The following is an 18,131-nucleotide window of genomic DNA, read 5'->3' on the forward strand; positions in this document are numbered from 1 at the left end:
AAATTAGGGAGTTATCTTAATATTTTAGGAGTTGAATATTAAAATTGAAAAAAAAAAATTGTATATTATAGGATCGATTCTTATTGTAAGTGTTATGATAGGTGTTATTGCATACTATTATACTAATATGAATTCAGTAGAAAAAGGATATGAAATTGAAAACAAAAAAAACTTTTTAAATGATAAAGTTGCAGCAGTATATTATTCTGGTTCAGCTTATACTCCACAAGAGGGTAGCTACACTGTTTACATTGATAAAAAAGGTGTTGCATCAGCTGTAAGAGGAGATGCAATTGAAGTAGGTACGATTGCTCAAGGGAAAAATTTTGTAGTTAGGCAGAATGAAAAAGAGGTATTAATGATTGGTGGAAATTTGAAGAAATTCCCAATTAAACATAAAGTACATACAAGTTATGGGCAGTCATCAGGTTATCTAAACAAAACAAATCTTTTTTATTTCATTAATAATCAAGGATTTGGGGAAAAACAATACAATAGTTTAATTCGATGGGGAAATCAGAATAACTTTCGTGAAAAAATAATTCCTGGATATTATGTAAGCACTGGAAACGATGAAGAAAATATTTATGTAATCACTGAGGATATGGACACGGGCAAGGTTAATTTTCAGTCTATCAATGTAAGTGAAAAAAAAGTTTTTTTAAATAAAAGAATACCTATTACTGGCTTAAAAGATGGCAATTGGAGTATTGCTTCACAGATTTTAATAAATAAAGGATTGGCATATTTTATAGTTGATAATCAATCTGATGAATCCAAAAAAATACAATTAAAAATTGCTATTGTTGATATAAAGAACCAGAAGTTTAAAGGAACATATCCTTTAGGTACTTATAATATTCCAATTGAGATCTCAAACCTTGCTAGCCAGTTTACAACAAATAATTTTATCATTAAAGATCACAAGTTGTATCATCTAGCCGCAAATTCATATCTCTATACTTTTGACTTAAAAAAGATGCAAGTAGCAGAGAGTTATCCATTAACAAGGTCAACGAAATTTGAAGATCAAGCTGATATGACCTATTTTGGAGACTCTGAAATCTTCTTGTTAGAGAAAAGAGAATCTGGAAATTTTGAGATTAATTCTTATTCATATGAAAACGGAAAAAAAATAAAAACGATACCTATTAAAGGGCTTGAGAAAATAGTGAATAAACATAATGTATTTCAATATGATTTCTTCATGATAAATAGGAATCGAGAATAACAGATATGGGTTGTCTTTAAAATTTTACTGTACTACCTTCTTGGTTGATTAGTCAGGCAAAAGGACTGTTCGATAGTTAAATTTCTAATTCAATCATTATTTATCAAAAATCAATGAAGACTATTTACGAGATTATTTTAAGAGCCGACAAACAAGGACACTATTACAACTGAAAATATCCTTGCTGTTTCTCGCGTGAGTTACAAATGAGTCTAGATTAGGCGTAACATTACAGAATAGAGCAATTAAAATTTAATTTGAAGCCCAACTCTAATGAGAAGGGCTTTTTTCGTATCCTATTTGAATAGTTTACCTAACAATTTCCTGTCGTTTTTCCGGTAGTACGACGGGCGATGCGTTTCCCTACTTTCCCTTGTTTAACCGCATTGACATCTCCTAAAATTTTAGCCGACTGTACATTGCTGATCTGACTTTGTTGATGCTCTTTTTTACACGTCCCTTTTTTGTGTTGTTGATTTAATTATATTAAAGATAAAATGAATGATTTGTTTATCTTTTAGCCTTTTCCGATTTATGATTGAGATCAGAACATTGCCCCACCATTTGCCCACAGTGGGGGAGATTTTCTTATGTTTTTGCTTATTTTTAGTGGGCAATAAGAACAACTGAAAATTCTTGTGTTATAAGGGATTAACAGGGTTCAAAGGGTTTTAAAGGGCAGTTAGTGCAGAAATGGGCGGCATGATGTAATTAAACGGATAAAACCCTTGATATACCAAGGGTTTGACTGTTGATTTCATCTGAAATGCTCAAAAAAATAACATTTTAATAACATTTCTTTATGAAATCCCAATATTGAGGATGTTTCCGAAAGTCTTTTGGACTTTTTGTGAAGCATCTTTTTTTATTTTTGCTTCTGTTCAGATGCTATCTCATTGAAAAACTTTGTTTATTGATTTAGAAATAAGATTAACTTCTAAAGAAGATGCATAAACTAAAAAATCCGACTGTTTATATCAGTCGAGTCCATTGTACAAAGTGACCATCAAGGGGCTGGCTCTTTTTAAATAGACCTTTCCCTTTAAGTTTCGAGGCTCAAGGGAAGGTCTATTTCGTATAATAAGGTCAATTAAGTTTAACTTAATTGACCTTTTTTCATGACTAGTCTTAAATAAAGATAGCCGGCCAAAGCGAGGAGGTCTATGAAACCACAGAATTCCTTCGAAAAACTGTTCGAACTGTTCGCCTCCTACTTGTTGAAGCAGTTTTTCGCCCAAAGAACTTATTCGTATCAAAATAAAAGACTTTTAGCTGTCGGATTGATAACGGGAGATTCAGGGGATGAATTTCCACTGTAACCAAAACAGCATTCCTTTGCCCCAGTTACTCCTTTCATTTCTACCAGTTTATTATCATAAAAACGGAGTTTCAACAGTTGCTGTAACCCCACTATTTCGATCAAACCTCTCTAGAAACAACAGGAACCCAAAGTTCATGTTTCGGTTTATGCTTTGGCGGGTAATAGCATTCGATACAGGGAAAGTCAGCTAGTTCGTAACTAGAAGTAGGAAGCCATTCAGAATATAAACGTTTCCATGCGTCTACTATATTCGGGAAAACGGCCCAAGTGCTGTGGGTAATGACGATGCTCTCCATATCGCTTGGAGCGTCACCATCATATCGTATTCCCATAAAATAAGTAAATTCTTCGTCTGTTATGGCTGCTTCTTTTCCGCAAACCCCTAGAAGGCTTTCAAGTGTACATTTTGGATTTTCCCATGACATATCAATTAGCTTTTGCATAAAGCCATCCTTTTTGGCGGTATTCCAAAGTGTAGGAATGGTTTTAAAAGCTTTGCTCGTTTTCACTGGAACTCCTTTTCCGATTAGTTTTAATTCAAAATCAAGATTTTCAATTCTATACTCCATTTCAATGTCTCCTTTTATTGAAATTTGAAAGGAGATTTTTGGAAAGGCTTTTAGCTGTATTCCTTTATTGCGAGCCTCAGATGGTTTTAATCCAAGCGTTTTTTGAAAAGCACGTGAAAACGAGTCGGCAGAATCATATCCATATTTCACCGCGAGGTCAACAATCCGAATATCGCTTTTTTGTAATTCAAACGCTGCAAGTGTTAGGCGTCTGCGTCTTATATATTCTGAAAGTGATATTCCTGATAATGCTGAAAACATCCTTGAAAAATGATACTCCGAACATAAAGCGGCTTGTGCTAGCTTTTTGTAATCGATCTCGTGATCTAGATGGTCTTCAATGTAATCCAATGCGTTATTCATTCTCTCTAGCCAATCCATAATTGTTGCTCCTTTCAATATCTAATATAAAGAAAAAGGATGTTTTCTGTCCGACATTTCCTGCCCAAATATGTCGGATTTTCACTACCAATAGCGTATTCTAGGACCTTAAGTGTGTTTCCTTCTTTTAAAATTGAAAATATGTTTTCCCAGTAAAAGCAGGATTAGTGGGGTGTGTTAGTGAACTTTTTAGCTGTGAAGTCTAAAAATGCAAGTTAGTATGATATTGACTCAATTGTGAAAAATACTAATTAAAATCAACTTGATAAGGAGGGAAAGTGGGAAATGGGTGAATACTACCGTAAAACTTCAGATGAAGTAATAAGTCTGTTAAAAGTAACAAGGGATGGAATAAGCTCTGATGAAGTGGATAAAAGAAGAGAACAGTACGGTTTTAATGAACTTGCGGAAACAAAGAAAAAGAGCACAATACAAGTTTTCTTAGAACAATTTAAAGATTTCCTTGTTATTATTTTAATCGTAGCCGCTTTCATATCGGCTTTCCTTGGAAAAATCGAAAGTGCTATTGTGATTATGGGTGTTGTTATTTTAAACGCAATCCTTGGTACCATTCAGCATGTGAAAGCAGAGCAGTCTCTCAACAGTTTAAAAGCTTTATCATCTCCAAATGCGAAAGTATTTCGGAATGGACAGAAAATGGAAATTCCATCAAGAGAAGTGGTAGTAGGAGATATCCTTCATTTAGATGCTGGTGATTTCGTGCCGGCAGACGGCAGAATAATCGAGAATCACAGCTTACAGGTTAATGAAAGTTCTCTGACAGGTGAGTCTTTGGCGGTTGTTAAAGAAATAGAACCCATAACTGAAAAAGATGTATCATTAGGTGACAAAAAGAATATGGTCTTCTCTGGAAGTTTTGTAACCAATGGACGAGGTGTTGTAGTCGTAACCGATATTGGAATGAAGACTGAAATCGGAAAAATAGCCAATTTATTAGAATCAGCAGAAGAAAAGAAAACCCCTCTTCAAGTCACATTAGATCATTTCGGAAAAAGATTAGCAGTGATTATCATCATGATTGCTCTCCTTATTTTTGGACTTGATATCTTTAGAGGGCGTGAGATTGTAGATTCCTTTATGTTTGCTGTTTCTCTTGCCGTAGCAGCGATTCCAGAAGCCTTAAGTTCGATCGTGACGATCGTTCTCGCATTTGGAACACAGAAAATGGCAAAGGAAAATGCCATTATGAGAAAACTACATGCTGTTGAAAGCCTTGGCAGTATCTCAGTCATTTGTTCTGACAAAACTGGAACCTTGACACAAAACAAAATGACCGTGCAACAAGTATATGTCGATCAAACAGTCATTTCTCATGAGCAGCTAAACCAAGAAGATGCACTACATAAAAAACTTATTTTGATGGGATTGTTATGTAATGACTCTGTGACAGCAGATCAAAAGGAAATTGGTGATCCAACAGAAATTGCCCTTGTTAATTTTGGTGAACAATATCAATTTGATGAGTTAGAAGTAAGAAAGCAATACCCTCGTTTAAAAGAGTTACCATTTGATTCTGACCGTAAGTTAATGAGTACAGTTCAGCAAATCGAAGGGAAATATCTTCTAATGACAAAAGGTGCTCTTGATGTACTTTTGTCACGGATGATCAAAATGGAGACATCGTCAGGGGTTGTTCCTTTTACAGAGGAACATAAAAAAGAAATTGAGAAAGTAAACGAGGATTTTTCAAAAAATGGTTTACGTGTTTTAGGTTTTGCTTATAAAGAAGTGAATGAAGGACAAGCTGTTCATTTCGATGATGAGAGGGATTTAACATTTGTGGGACTGACAGCAATGATGGATCCACCAAGACCTGAATCAAAAGAGGCTGTAGAGAGTTGTATTTCAGCTAAAATTAAACCAGTCATGATTACAGGGGATCATAAGATAACAGCATCTGCAATTGCAAAACAAATTGGAATATTAAAGAGTGATACAGAAGCGATTGAAGGTATTGAATTAGAAAAAATGCCAGACGAAGAATTAAAAGGAAAGGTTGAACATATTTCTGTTTATGCTCGTGTATCACCAGAACATAAAATTCGAATTGTGAAAGCTTGGCAGGAAAAAGGAAATGTTGTGGCGATGACAGGGGATGGAGTCAATGATGGACCTGCTTTGAAGCAAGCTGATATTGGGATTGCCATGGGGATTACAGGGACAGAAGTAGCCAAAGATGCATCTGCAATGGTTTTAACTGATGATAACTTTTCAACAATCGTCAAAGCGATTTCGAATGGAAGAAGTATATACGCAAACATTAATAATGCGATTCGGTTTTTATTGGCGGGCAACACAGCGGGTGTATTAGCGGTCTTATACGCTTCTCTGTTAGCATTGCCAGTGCCTTTTGCACCTGTTCATCTTCTGTTTATTAACTTATTAACAGATAGTTTACCGGCTATAGCGCTAGGGCTTGAGCCGCATAATCAAAACATTATGAAAGAAAAGCCAAGAGATATTAATCAACCTTTGTTAAACAAATCATTTGCTCTATTAGTCGGATTCGGTGGGCTGCTCATTGGGATATCTACATTAATTGCCTTTCACATTGGCTTGCAAACCGGTGACGAGATGGTGGCAAGCACAATGGCGTTTGCAACCTTATGTTTAGCAAGATTGTTTTATGGGTTTAATGCCAGATCAAAACAATCTATTTTTAAAATAGGTGTGTTCACAAATCAGTATCTATGGTTTTCTGTCATTATTGGCGTGATACTGCTGATGCTTGCTCTATTTGTTCCAGCTTTAAGAGGGATATTTGAGACCGCTGTATTATCTGGAACTCAATTAACCTGGGTGATTGGATTAGCGTTAATTCCGTTAATCATCATTCAACTATACAAGCTTATAAAAAGGTAATAATAAAATCCGTGTTTATTTTCACGGATTTTATTAATGATCGGTTAAAAAATGAAATGGAATTTTACTAAACAAATGGTTATTGTTAAGAGACATAAGGTGAATTGTAGTTAATTTTAGTAAACATAACTTAAAAATAAGTAAAAAAACGCAATCTTACTTAGATGTTTTTTAAAATAAAGTTGAATGAAAGCGCTTTAAATGCTATAATCAATTTGTAAGTTTTAGTTAACATAACTAAACAAGGAGGGAAAAATGGCTACTATTAGAGAAATTGCTGAAAAAGCAGGTGTTTCAACCGCAACTGTTTCACGGCTGTTAAATCACGATCCGACTCTTTCGATTACTGAACAAACGAAAAAGCGGGTCTTAGAAATAGCTGCGGAGCTTCAATATAAACCGACAAGAAAAAAGAATAACCAGAATTTAAAAAGGTCAAGTTTAAAAGAATACAGGATAGGTGTTATTTTATCTACTACTGAAGAGGATGAACTGAATGATCCTTATTTTCAACAGATTCGCTTAGGGATTGAACAGGCATGTAAGCAGTTTTCTCTCACAATTGGCAGTTTACTTAGAATTAAAAGGGACCAGCCTTTTCCCGATTTAAATGAGCTTGATGGTCTTATTGTTGTTGGCTCAGTTATTACGGAGGATATAGCTCATTATTTTTATAAAAACGAAAATATTGTATTTGTGGACAACTCTAATTCATGCAAAGGCTATGATCTAATCAACATTGATCTTGAAGAAGCAACGATTGAAGTCATGAATACATTATTCACCTCTGGTCATAAAACAATTGGCTATATGGGAGGAGAACAAACTGTTAAATCGATTACTGGTAAAACAGATATTGAAGTCGATGAAATTCGAAAAGCAACATTCATAAAGGTTATGCAAGAAAAAGGTTTGTATAATCCAAAACATGTGTTAACAGGTGACTGGAATCCAAACAGCGGTTATCAGTTAATGAAAGAATTGATTGAAAGCGGAGACTTACCAGATGCAATGATCATTGGAAGTGATCCGATGGCCATTGGGGCTATTCGAATGCTAAACGAAACAGGTATACGAGTACCAGATGATTTATCAGTGATTAGCTTTGATGATATTGAAAGCGCTGCCTATTTAAACCCACCGCTATCTTCGGTAAAGATTTATCCCGATGAATTAGGTAAGTCAGCGGTGAAGCTTCTTGCTGATCGTATATTCTATAACCGTACAATTCCAGTGAAAGTGATTCTTGACACAAAATTGATTTTACGGGAAAGCAGTCGTAATCCTCAAACTTCGCAAGAACATTTGTAGTCTGAACGATTAAAAAACTTTCAAAATCATAGGAGAGTGGATACATTGAAAAAAGTAGTCTTTTTATTATTGATCGTCATCCTTGCTTTCTCAAGTCTAACAGCATGTAAAAAAGACGACGCTTCAAAAGACGGAAAGGTAGAAATTGAATTTTTCCAATACAAAACTGAAGCAAGAGGTACGTTTGATAAGCTCATTGCAAAATTTGAAAAAGAAAATCCAGAAATCCGTGTTGTCCAATCTAATCCACCTGATGCAATGACAGTATTAAAAACAAGAATTGCTAAACGGGATATGCCTGATGTTATTGGGATGGGGGCGGATGTAACACTAAAAGAGTTAGTTGATGCGAAAGCGCTTGCGGATATGTCAGATAGCCCTGCACTTGACGGTATACAGCCGGCTTATGTTCAGATGGTGAAAGATGTTTCTGGTGCGAAAGAAGTGTATGGCATACCATACGCAACAAATGCAGTAGGTGTCATTTATAACAAAAAGATGTTCAAAGAAATGGGGCTTAAAGTGCCTCAAACATGGGATGAATTGATTGCAACAGCAGAAAAAGTAAAAAAATCTGGAAAAATCCCATTCTATTTCACATTTAAAGATGCTTGGACAACCCTTCCTTCTTATAATGTCCTAGCTGCAAATACGCAAGGGGAAGATTTTTTTGAAAAACTCCATGCAGGTAAAACATCATTTTCTAAAGGGCATAAAGAAGCTGCCAATAAATACTTGAAGTTGCTTGAATACGGCCACAAAAATCAAAATGGTAAAGCTTATAATGATGGGAACACAGCGTTTGCGAACGGTGAATCGGCCATGTACCTGCAAGGGATCTGGGCAATTCCTGAAATCAAAAAAGCAAACCCGAATATTGAACTTGGGGTTTTCCCATTCCCTGTCACAAACAAGCCGGGTGAATCAAAAGTCGTCTCAGGTGTTGATTTGCTTCTTGCAACTGCAACAACTACAGAACACCCTGAAGAAGCGAAAAAATTTATTGAATTTTTAACAACTGATAAAGTAGCAAAAGAGTATCTCGCTGAGCAAAATGCATTCTCAGCTAAACAGGGATTAGTACAGAAAGATCCTTCTGTTGAAGGATTGAAAGAAAGCTTTAAAAAAGGAGCGGTTGTTGATTTCCCTGACCATTATGTTCCATCAGCAGTCGGATTAGATAAACTGCTTCAAGAATTTGTGAAAAAACAAGATTCAAATGCCTACCTGAAAAAAATAGATGCTGAATGGGAGAAAGTAGCCGACCGCAAATAACGATAATCTAACAGGAACCGTGAGGAACTGGTTCCTGTTATTTTTAAAAAAGGAGATGACATACATGGCTCTGAAGCCTTTTTCAATAAGTGAGCCTGCTGATCCAGCCGCTGTAAAGAAAAAGCGTTTTAATAAAAAGAATATTTACTTCTATTTAATGACATTGCCGGCTGTTTTATTATTTGCTATATTCCATACGTTTCCGGCACTTCAGGGTGTGTACTATTCTTTTACAAACTGGGATGGTATTAGTTTTGCCTATGATTTTGTTGGGCTTAAAAACTACATGAACTTATTTAAAGATGCAAATATATTGAATTCTTACTGGTTTACGTTTAAGTTTGCGGTGCTGTCGACCATCTTAGTAAACGTTTTAAGTCTTGTCATTGCACTAGGGTTAAATGCCAAAATTAAAGGAAGAAATTTTTTCCGCGGTGTGTACTTTTTACCGAATGTTTTAGGTGTACTAATTGTTGGATATATTTTCAATTATATTTTTGCGAATGTAATTCCAAAAATGGGTGAAACGTTAAATATCGGATTTTTATCAGTTAACATCTTAGGAAGTGAAAGTACAGCGTGGCTCGGGATTGTCATTGTAACGGTCTGGCAGGCTTGCGCCTTTAGCGTTATTTTATATTTGGCCGGTCTTCAGACAGTGCCAGGTGAATTGTATGAAGCTTCAAGCCTTGATGGTGCTAACAAATGGCAAGAATTTTGGAAAATAACCTTTCCGATGATCGCTCCATTTTTCACGATAAACATGGTGTTGTCAATGAAAAACTTTTTAATGGTGTTTGATCAGGTACTTGCGCTGACAGGCGGTGGGCCAGGACGTGCAACTGAATCGATTTCTGTTTTAATTTATAAAGGCGGTTTTGGCGGTGAATTTGCATATCAATCTGCAAACTCAGTCATCTACTTTATTGTTATCCTTGTAATTTCAATCTTTCAAATTAAAGTGCTCCAAAAAAGGGAGATGGATATGTAATGATAAAGAAAACAAACTGGACAGCAACATCATTGATTGCTTTAGGATCATTATTTATTTTGTTCCCTCTTTATATAGCGATTTCTATCGCCTTAAAAACACCGCAAGAACTTGCAAAGTCGCCTTTTTCACTACCGACAGGGCTTCATTTTGAAAACTTTGCAAAAGCGATAGAGGCAACTCACTTTTTTAATGCCTTTACAAACAGTGTGATCATTACCGTTGTGACCGTTGTCTTTACCATTCTAACAAATTCGATGGTTGCATACGCAATTGCCCGTAACATGCATCGCCGCATCTTTAAAATTATGTATTATTATTTTGTTGCTGCACTATTTATTCCGTTTCCAATTATTATGCTACCACTTGTCAAGCAAGTGTCACTGTTTGGGATGGACAATCCAGGTGGCTTGATTTTCTTGTATATCGTGTACGGAGCTGCCCTCAATATATTTATTTATGTCGGATATATACGTTCCATCCCACTGGAGCTGGAGGAAGCAGCAATAGTAGACGGGTGCAGTACATGGGGCGTATTTTGGAAGGTGATTTTTCCACTTCTAACACCAATTAATGCGACAATTGGAATTTTAACTTGCTTATGGGCATGGAACGATTTTCTTCTGCCGCTCATTATCTTAAGTGACCAGGCTGATGCAACATTACCGCTTGTACAGTATATTTTCCAGTCTGAATTTGGTGCAGATTACAACTTGGCTTTTGCTTCTTATTTGTTAGCATTGTCTCCGATGGTCATTGTCTATATCTTTGCTCAAAAATGGATTATTGGCGGCGTTGTACGCGGTGCGATCAAGTAATAAGTGAGCTGCCGAGGTCAGAGTGTCCCGGCAGCTTTTTAAAAATAACCTATTGAAAGAAGAGGGAAAAATGGGTATTGAATTCACAGCATCTACAAAAACATTTCATTTAAAAGCAGGAAACACAAGTTATGTCATGCAGATTGTCAACGAGGGTTTCTTAGCTCATCTATACTGGGGTCGAAAAGTAAGCGGTTACCGTTTTGCCAATCACCTGCAGTTTAAGGATCGCGGATTTTCCGGAAATCCGTATCCCTCTCAAGACCGTACCTTTTCTCTTGATACATTGCCACAGGAATTTCCTGTGTATGGAACGACTGATTATCGGGCGCCGATTGTTCAGGTACAGCTTGAAAATGGGACAACAATTACGGATTTCCGCTATGATTCTCATCAGATCATCAGGGGAAAACCGGCTCTTGAGGGGCTTCCAGCGACATATGTAGAGTCAAACGAAGAAGCATCTACATTAGAAATTGTGATGAAAGATTCACTTTCCAAAATGAAAGCGGTTCTTTCTTATACAGTCTTTGAAGGCCGCAATGTGATCACTCGTTCTGTTCGTTATATCAATGAGGGGACTAAATCTTTTCACCTACTACGTGCGCTGAGTACTAGTCTAGATTTCCGAGACGCTGATTTTGATTTTCTGCAACTGACCGGTGCTCATGAACGGGAACGCCACATTGAGCGCCAGCCATTACGTTCTGGTATACAGTCTGTTGAAAGTCGCCGCGGAGCCAGCAGCCATCAGTTTCATCCATTTATCGCGCTCCTTCGAAAAAACGCAGATGAGCAGAACGGTGATGTTTATGGTTTTAGCTTTGTATACAGTGGGAATTTTTTAGCACAGGCAGAAGTCGATCCATTTCAAAATACGCGTGTAACGATGGGGATCAATCCGTTTGATTTTGCCTGGAAACTTGAAGCAGGAGAATCGTTTCAGGCGCCGGAAGTCGTTATGGTCTATTCTCATGAAGGTCTCGGCGGCATGTCAAGAACGTATCATGACCTGTACCGCACACGATTGGCGCGTGGTCAATTCCGTGATAAAGAAAGACCGATTTTAATTAATAACTGGGAAGCGACGTATTTTGATTTTAATACTGAAAAAATTGAAGCCATTGCCCAAGCTGGAAGTGAGCTGGGGATTGAATTATTTGTATTGGATGACGGTTGGTTTGGCAAACGGGACGATGATAAATCTTCGCTTGGTGATTGGTTTGTGAACAAGCTAAAATTGCCAAATGGTTTAGCAGATTTAGCAAACCGCGTGCAAAACATGGAAATGGAGTTCGGCCTTTGGTTTGAGCCAGAAATGGTATCGGTGAACAGTGATCTGTATCGTCAAAATCCCGATTGGTGCCTCCATGTGCCGAATGCAACCCGTTCAGAAGGTCGGAACCAGTTAATTCTGGATTTTTCGCGTGATGATGTATGTGAATACATTACAAAAGTAGTCTCAGACATTTTAGCCAGTGCTCCAATTACCTATGTCAAATGGGATATGAATCGCCATATGACTGAAATTGGTTCAGCTCTTTTGCCGGCTGACCGTCAAAGGGAAACTGCACACCGTTATATGTTGGGGCTCTATAAAGTGATGGAAAAGATCACCACTTCATTCCCGCATATTTTATTTGAAAGCTGCTCTGGTGGAGGCGGCCGGTTTGACCCAGGTATGCTTTATTACATGCCGCAAACATGGACAAGTGATAATACAGATGCCGTGTCACGCTTAAAAATACAATATGGGACAAGCTTAATTTATCCAATCAGTTCAATTGGTGCCCATGTCTCTGCTGTTCCAAATCACCAAGTAAACCGAATAACATCCCTTAAAATGCGCGGAGATGTAGCTTCCTCAGGCAACTTTGGTTATGAGCTCGACCTTACCAAGTTGACAGAAGAGGAAAAAGAAGGAGTGAAACAGCAGGTGGCCGATTATAAAAAGGTCCGTTCACTTGTGCAATTTGGCGACTTTTACCGTCTGCTTAGCCCATTCGAAGGCAATGAAACAGCTTGGCTGTTTGTGAATAAAGAAAAAACCGAGGTGTTGGTCTCCTACTTCCGTGTACTGAATGAACCAAATGCTCCATTCCGTTCGTTTACACTTGCCGGACTTCATCCCGAAAAAAATTATCATATAGAAGAAACCGGCGAGGTCGTTGGAGGAGATGAATTGATGTATGCAGGTCTTGCTATTCCGGCAAGTTTAAGCGGTGATTTCCAAAGTCTTGTATGGCATTTAAAAGAGGTAAAAGCAGGTGAATAAAGTGCTAGAACAAAACCACGAATTATATGGGCGGGACATCGAAAAAGCTGCAAACAGTTGTTATCGTCTTGGATATCATATTATGGCTCCAGCCCGTTGGATAAACGACCCCAATGGATTGATCCACTGGAACGGTGAATATCATGTTTTTTATCAGCATCATCCATTTGACGTAAAGCCTGGCTCTATACACTGGGGCCATATGAAGAGCAAGGATTTGGTTCATTGGGAGCACTTGCCGATCGCAATTGCTCCAGATAAACCATATGACAAAAGTGGCTGTTTTTCCGGAAGTGCTGTCGACAATAATGGCGTGCTGACACTGATTTATACCGGACATGTGAATGATGACGGCGTTATGACAGAAACACAGTGTATGGCTGAAAGTAGAGACGGTATTCACTTTACGAAGCATCCACAAAATCCGGTTATTGCAATCCCGCCGAAGGGCGCTTCTCATGATTTTCGTGACCCAAAAGTGTGGAAACATCGTGGTAAGTGGTATATGGTTGTTGGCAGCCAGAAAAATAAACTTGGCAATATTCATTTATATGAATCAGACGATTTGCTTTCTTGGAGAGATCGTGGTGCCATCGTGAAAAGTGATGGAAGGCTTGGTTTTATGCTTGAATGTCCAGATTTTTTTGAACTGGAAGGCAGGCATGTACTAGTGTTTTCACCACAGGGTATTGAACCTGAAGGAGATCATTATCAAAATTTATATCAAACAGGAACGCTCATTGGAAATTTTGATTACGAATCAGCTCATTTCAACCACGGTGAATTTACCGAACTGGACAGAGGATTTGATTTTTACGCAGCCCAGACATTTAAAGATGGTAAAGGCAGGCGTATTCTCTATGGGTGGATGAACATGTGGGAAGCGGAGATGCCAGAACAGGCACAAGGCTGGGCAGGAGCGCTTACCATACCGCGTGAACTGACGTTTCATTCATCAGGACAATTACTCATGAAACCAGTAGAAGAATTACAAATGCTCCGCCATGAAAAATTAATGGCAGAATCAATGACTGTTTCAGGTGTAAAAAAACTGAGCTTTGCGGGTGACCGGCTTGAAATAATTGCGGAATTTGCCAAAAAAACATCTTCATCATTTGGCTTAAATGTTCGCTGCTCAGAAGATGGACAGGAAAAAACCGTACTTCGCTTTGACGCAACAGAAGGAAAAATAGTTGTAGACCGAAATCAAGCTGGTGAAGGAGAAGGCGGAATTCGAAAAGCAAAAATGAGCAGTCTTGATACCATTAAACTGCAAATTTTTATTGACCGATCATCTGTGGAACTGTTTGTGAATGATGGAGAAACAGTCATGACAAGCCGAATTTATCCGAAAGCTGGCAGTAATGGTGTTGAAGTATTTGCAGAAGGTGGAGAAGCAGACTTGCTTACTTTGCAGGCTTGGTCATTAAAGGATATTTGGAACAGTAAATAATAAAACGAAGCAGTCAGGCTTGTACCAGCCTGGTTGCTTCTTCGGTTTTGGGCGAAAGGGTCATCAAAAAATCATGTCAAAAGAAAACATTTCAGTTATAATGCAAGAAAGGTAGCAAAGTCTTTATGTGTGAAAGAAGGATATATCATCATGGTTAATACGATGCTGGAAGATTTAAGAGCAGATTGCAGTAAATGTTTTGGATTGTGTTGTGTAGCTTTACCATATGCGAAATCTGCAGATTTTGCTGTAGATAAAGATGGAGGGACTCCTTGTCAAAATTTACAGACAAATCATCAATGTATCATTCATAGTGATCTAAGACAAAAGGGATTTCGAGGTTGTGTAGCATATGAATGTTTTGGTGCTGGCCAAAAGGTGTCACAAATTACTTTCGAAGGGAAGGATTGGCGACAACATCCAACCTTAGCGAAAGACATGTTTGCTGTCCTTCCGATCATGCAGCAACTGCACGAGATGCTTTGGTATTTACAAGAAGCACTATTAATTAAAGCAGCTCAAGAGATTCATCTTGATTTGCAGGACATGCTTGAAAAAACGGAACAACTTACACAACAAAGCAAAGAGCGGATTTTAAAAATAAACGTATCTGAACATAGAGTGCAAGTCAATGACTTGCTAATAAGAACAAGTGAACTAGTGCGTACCAACGCACTTCATAAAAAATTCCCCAAAAATATCAGTCGAGGTAGTAACCTTATCGGTGCTCATCTAAAAGGATATGATCTGAAAGGTGCTAATTTAAGAGGCGCACTACTGATCGCTGCTGATCTTAGAAATGCCGATCTTAGAAAGGCTGACCTCATTGGTGCAGACTTTAGAGATGCTGATCTCAGCGGCGCAAACCTTACTGACAGTATCTTTCTTACGCAAGCGCAAGTAAACGCGGCGAGAGGTGATCACCATACAAAACTGCCGCCGCTTTTAAATATCCCTCATCATTGGCGAGAAATATGAGAGTATTCTGTGGATGGGGCGTCCAATAAGTCAATTTTTTGACAATTGGACGCCTTTTCACGTTTTCTTAGACAGTTTCAACTTTCATAATTTAGACAATAACTATTACAAAAGAACTACAATTGAACTATATCACATTGACTAAAATGTTGGGTGGAACTAAAATAATATAGGTATTAAAGACTACTTCGTAAGAGGAGACATAACAAGTGAAAATTAAAACTAAACTCCTGCTATCTTATTTGATATTTGTATTCATGTTTATATTATTAGGTATATTTTCGAATTTTTCAGTTGTACATATCAATAAGAATGGTGAAAATATGTATAATGATCGACTGGTACCTGTTATAGATCTCACTAAAATAGTAGAAAAGTCAGGTAATATCAGGATACAAATGGTTCAAGCGCTTTTGAGAAAAGACAGTTCTTTAACGGAAAACGCATTAAAGGATTTAAAAGGTATTGATCAATTAATTGAGGGTTATGAAAAAGCCAATCTTTCCGATGCAGAAAAGAAGGTTTTTGAAGAGTTTAAATCTAAATGGGGAATTTTTGCTCAAAGAGTCCAAAATAATGCGTCATTGATGAAAAATGATAATTTTAAAGAGGCAGACAAAGGGATTAAACTTGGCAGAGATGAATATAATGCTGCAAACAATGAACTGAAAAAGTTAATCGATACGAAAAAGCAACTTGCAGAACAATTAATGAATGATAATAGAAACACTTTCCATATCATTCAGACGATATTAATCATTAGTATTGTTGTCGCTATTGTGATTGCAATTGCTGTCTCTACGAAGATCGGAAATAAATTTGCCCGTTCTATTCGAACTGTTGTAGGTCGCGTTTCAAAAATATCTGATGGTGATTTAACTGGAGAGAAGATCTTCGTTCAATCAAAAGATGAAATGGGAGAATTAACAACAGGAATTAATGTGATGCAAGCCAACCTAAATACTCTTGTCGTTCATACTGCACAAACGAGTGAGCAAGTTTCGGCCTCAGCCGAACAGCTTAGTGCAGCAGCTGAACAAAGTACCCGTACGACAGAACAAGTTGCAACCATTTCTCAGAATTCAGCTGAAGGCGCTGAAAAGCAATTACAAAGTGTAAGCAAAGTATCTAGCGCAATTCACCAGTTGTCTGATTCGATTCAACACATTGCATCAAATAGTCGAGACGTCCTATCTATTTCAGGAAAAGCAAATGAAGCAACAGTCAATGGTTCTAAAACAGTTAACCATGTTGTTCAACAAATGTCTGTCATTTCTAAAATAGTAGAAGAACTATCTCGTTTACTATCAAATCTAGATCAAAAATCAAAGCAAATTGGAAACATTACAAATATCATCACGAATATTTCTGAACAAACCAATTTGCTAGCATTAAACGCGGCAATTGAAGCTGCAAGAGCAGGTGAGCACGGTAAAGGTTTTGCGGTTGTTGCTGATGAAGTAAGGAAATTAGCGGAAGAGTCAACACAATCAGCTATTCAGATTACTGAGACTTTAACAGAAATCCAATCAGAAACAAGTCATGCGGTTATCTATATGAAGGATGGGACGGAGAAAGTTAATGAAGGAATCACGCTTTCAAATGAAGTAAATCAATCATTTCAAAATATTCAGGAGCTCATCTCATCTGTATCTTTAAGAGTTCAAGAAGTCTCCTCATCAATTCAAGAAATGGCTTCTGTCAGTCATCATATCGTAAAAAGTTCAGAACAAGTGAAAGAAATTGCAGAAACGAGTGTTCTAGCAAGCCAAGAAAGTTCTGCCGCATCTGAGGAACAATTAGCGACAATGGAAGAAGTTTCGGCATCGGCCCAAGCTCTATCAGGCCTAGCAGAAAATTTACAATCGATGATATCAACATTTAAAGTCTGAAACACTTTTTAAAAGCCTGATTTCCTTCTTTTAAGGGAATTAGGCTTTTTGACTTTTTTACTGGAATTTAGCCATCCTAAATGTGAGGGAGAAGAATGATCATGGGAAGGATTATTCGGAATGCTTCTCTTTAAATATCGTACCGATGATAAACATAACAATAAAAAATACAGTAAAACAAAGAATCAGACGAACAAATTCTGTTAAAAACCAATTATTAGCTATGTTTAAGTCATCTGTGACTTGTAAGGTCGCAAATGTAATAAAAAACGGCAGAAGATAATCTTTATAATTTTTCATTCTTATCACCTTTTATGATATGAGTCAATCAGACTAATTTTAAAAGAATATCATACCACATTTTTTAGGGACCAAAAGGAGAAAACTAAAATGATAACAATTAAACAACTTCACAATGACGAAAAGATAAACCAAATAATACAATTATGGAATCAACATGTTAAAGAAACTGCAGATTGAGAGTTAGAAAAGAGTGAGAGGGATGCACTCAAAGAGCAAATTAAACAGTATACTCAATCAACATATGGTGCGGTTTTTGTTGTGATAAATGAACAAGATCAGCTGGTTGGATATGGGATTGCTTCAATGAAACAAGTATATGGACAAATAGATGAGGTTTATGTAGCACCAGAATATTGCAGCCAAAAAATGGCTAAACATTTAGTAAATGATTTAATGGATTGGTTTCATTAAAACGCGGTTTCTTTCATTCATGTACAAGTTGATTTGGAG

The 18,131-nt window shown here is 37.2% G+C and carries 12 protein-coding genes and 1 pseudogene; 12 read left to right on the forward strand and 1 reads right to left on the reverse strand.

Annotated elements, in window-relative coordinates:
- Window positions 1-31 precede the first annotated feature (31 nt).
- Complete coding sequence (locus tag PDT38_RS11920; RefSeq protein WP_270801809.1) at window positions 32-1,231, forward strand: hypothetical protein; 1,200 nt, start codon at window positions 32-34, stop codon at window positions 1,229-1,231.
- A 1,419-nt stretch (window positions 1,232-2,650) separates the two neighbouring features.
- On the opposite strand, the gene PDT38_RS11925 is transcribed toward PDT38_RS11920, so the two are convergent.
- Window positions 2,651-3,502: an AraC family transcriptional regulator gene (locus PDT38_RS11925; RefSeq protein WP_270801810.1), complete on the reverse strand. Its 852-nt coding sequence runs from the start codon at window positions 3,500-3,502 to the stop codon at window positions 2,651-2,653.
- Between the two features lie 285 nt (window positions 3,503-3,787).
- Between PDT38_RS11925 and PDT38_RS11930 the strand changes: the two genes are divergently transcribed.
- From PDT38_RS11930 to PDT38_RS11975, 11 genes and pseudogenes are all read left to right on the forward strand, one after another.
- Window positions 3,788-6,385 carry a calcium-translocating P-type ATPase, PMCA-type gene (locus PDT38_RS11930; protein WP_270801811.1) on the forward strand — a complete coding sequence of 866 codons (2,598 nt, stop codon included), beginning with the start codon at window positions 3,788-3,790 and terminating at the stop codon, window positions 6,383-6,385.
- 255 nt (window positions 6,386-6,640) lie between these two features.
- A complete protein-coding gene (locus PDT38_RS11935; protein WP_270801813.1) occupies window positions 6,641-7,696 on the forward strand; it encodes a LacI family DNA-binding transcriptional regulator in 1,056 nt (351 codons plus the stop codon).
- Window positions 7,697-7,732: 36 nt separating this feature from the next.
- Window positions 7,733-8,971 carry an ABC transporter substrate-binding protein gene (locus tag PDT38_RS11940; protein WP_394356268.1) on the forward strand — a complete coding sequence of 413 codons (1,239 nt, stop codon included), beginning with the start codon at window positions 7,733-7,735 and terminating at the stop codon, window positions 8,969-8,971.
- A gap of 157 nt (window positions 8,972-9,128) precedes the next feature.
- Window positions 9,129-9,962, forward strand: coding sequence for a carbohydrate ABC transporter permease (locus tag PDT38_RS11945; protein WP_270802146.1), 834 nt, complete (start codon window positions 9,129-9,131; stop codon window positions 9,960-9,962).
- A complete protein-coding gene (locus PDT38_RS11950; RefSeq protein ID WP_270801816.1) occupies window positions 9,962-10,780 on the forward strand; it encodes a carbohydrate ABC transporter permease in 819 nt (272 codons plus the stop codon). The genes PDT38_RS11945 and PDT38_RS11950 overlap by 1 nt, the downstream gene beginning before the upstream one ends.
- A gap of 70 nt (window positions 10,781-10,850) precedes the next feature.
- Window positions 10,851-13,055, forward strand: a complete 2,205-nt coding sequence (locus PDT38_RS11955; protein WP_270801817.1) for an alpha-galactosidase — start codon at window positions 10,851-10,853, stop codon at window positions 13,053-13,055.
- Window positions 13,048-14,508, forward strand: a complete 1,461-nt coding sequence (locus PDT38_RS11960) for a glycoside hydrolase family 32 protein (RefSeq protein ID WP_270801819.1) — start codon at window positions 13,048-13,050, stop codon at window positions 14,506-14,508. The genes PDT38_RS11955 and PDT38_RS11960 overlap by 8 nt, the downstream gene beginning before the upstream one ends.
- Window positions 14,509-14,658: 150 nt before the next feature.
- Window positions 14,659-15,486 (forward strand): pentapeptide repeat-containing protein, encoded by an 828-nt coding sequence (locus tag PDT38_RS11965; RefSeq protein WP_270801820.1) that lies wholly within the window; start codon window positions 14,659-14,661, stop codon window positions 15,484-15,486.
- A gap of 209 nt (window positions 15,487-15,695) precedes the next feature.
- Window positions 15,696-16,436, forward strand: a pseudogene (locus PDT38_RS19460) (MCP four helix bundle domain-containing protein); the annotation flags it as partial.
- On the forward strand, window positions 16,431-17,378 hold the full coding sequence (locus tag PDT38_RS19465; RefSeq protein WP_394356273.1) for a methyl-accepting chemotaxis protein: 948 nt from the start codon (window positions 16,431-16,433) through the stop codon (window positions 17,376-17,378). The pseudogene PDT38_RS19460 and the gene PDT38_RS19465, both read left to right, overlap by 6 nt.
- Window positions 17,379-17,897: 519 nt before the next feature.
- Window positions 17,898-18,092, forward strand: coding sequence for a GNAT family N-acetyltransferase (locus PDT38_RS11975; protein WP_270802148.1), 195 nt, complete (start codon window positions 17,898-17,900; stop codon window positions 18,090-18,092).
- Window positions 18,093-18,131 lie beyond the last annotated feature (39 nt).

It is taken from the genome of Bacillus changyiensis, assembly GCF_027706145.1.
Lineage (GTDB): Bacteria > Bacillota > Bacilli > Bacillales > Bacillaceae > Bacillus > Bacillus changyiensis.

What these genes read in the sequence shown, in the direction of transcription:
- PDT38_RS11925 (WP_270801810.1), bottom strand. Translation starts at nt 3,502, where the DNA reads ATGGATTGGCTAGAGAGAATGAATAACGCATTGGATTACATTGAAGAC.
- PDT38_RS11930 (WP_270801811.1), top strand. Translation starts at nt 3,788, where the DNA reads ATGGGTGAATACTACCGTAAAACTTCAGATGAAGTAATAAGTCTGTTA.
- PDT38_RS11935 (WP_270801813.1), top strand. Translation starts at nt 6,641, where the DNA reads ATGGCTACTATTAGAGAAATTGCTGAAAAAGCAGGTGTTTCAACCGCA.
- PDT38_RS11945 (WP_270802146.1), top strand. Translation starts at nt 9,129, where the DNA reads ATGACATTGCCGGCTGTTTTATTATTTGCTATATTCCATACGTTTCCG.
- PDT38_RS11950 (WP_270801816.1), top strand. Translation starts at nt 9,962, where the DNA reads ATGATAAAGAAAACAAACTGGACAGCAACATCATTGATTGCTTTAGGA.
- PDT38_RS11955 (WP_270801817.1), top strand. Translation starts at nt 10,851, where the DNA reads ATGGGTATTGAATTCACAGCATCTACAAAAACATTTCATTTAAAAGCA.
- PDT38_RS11965 (WP_270801820.1), top strand. Translation starts at nt 14,659, where the DNA reads ATGGTTAATACGATGCTGGAAGATTTAAGAGCAGATTGCAGTAAATGT.
- PDT38_RS19465 (WP_394356273.1), top strand. Translation starts at nt 16,431, where the DNA reads ATGCAAGCCAACCTAAATACTCTTGTCGTTCATACTGCACAAACGAGT.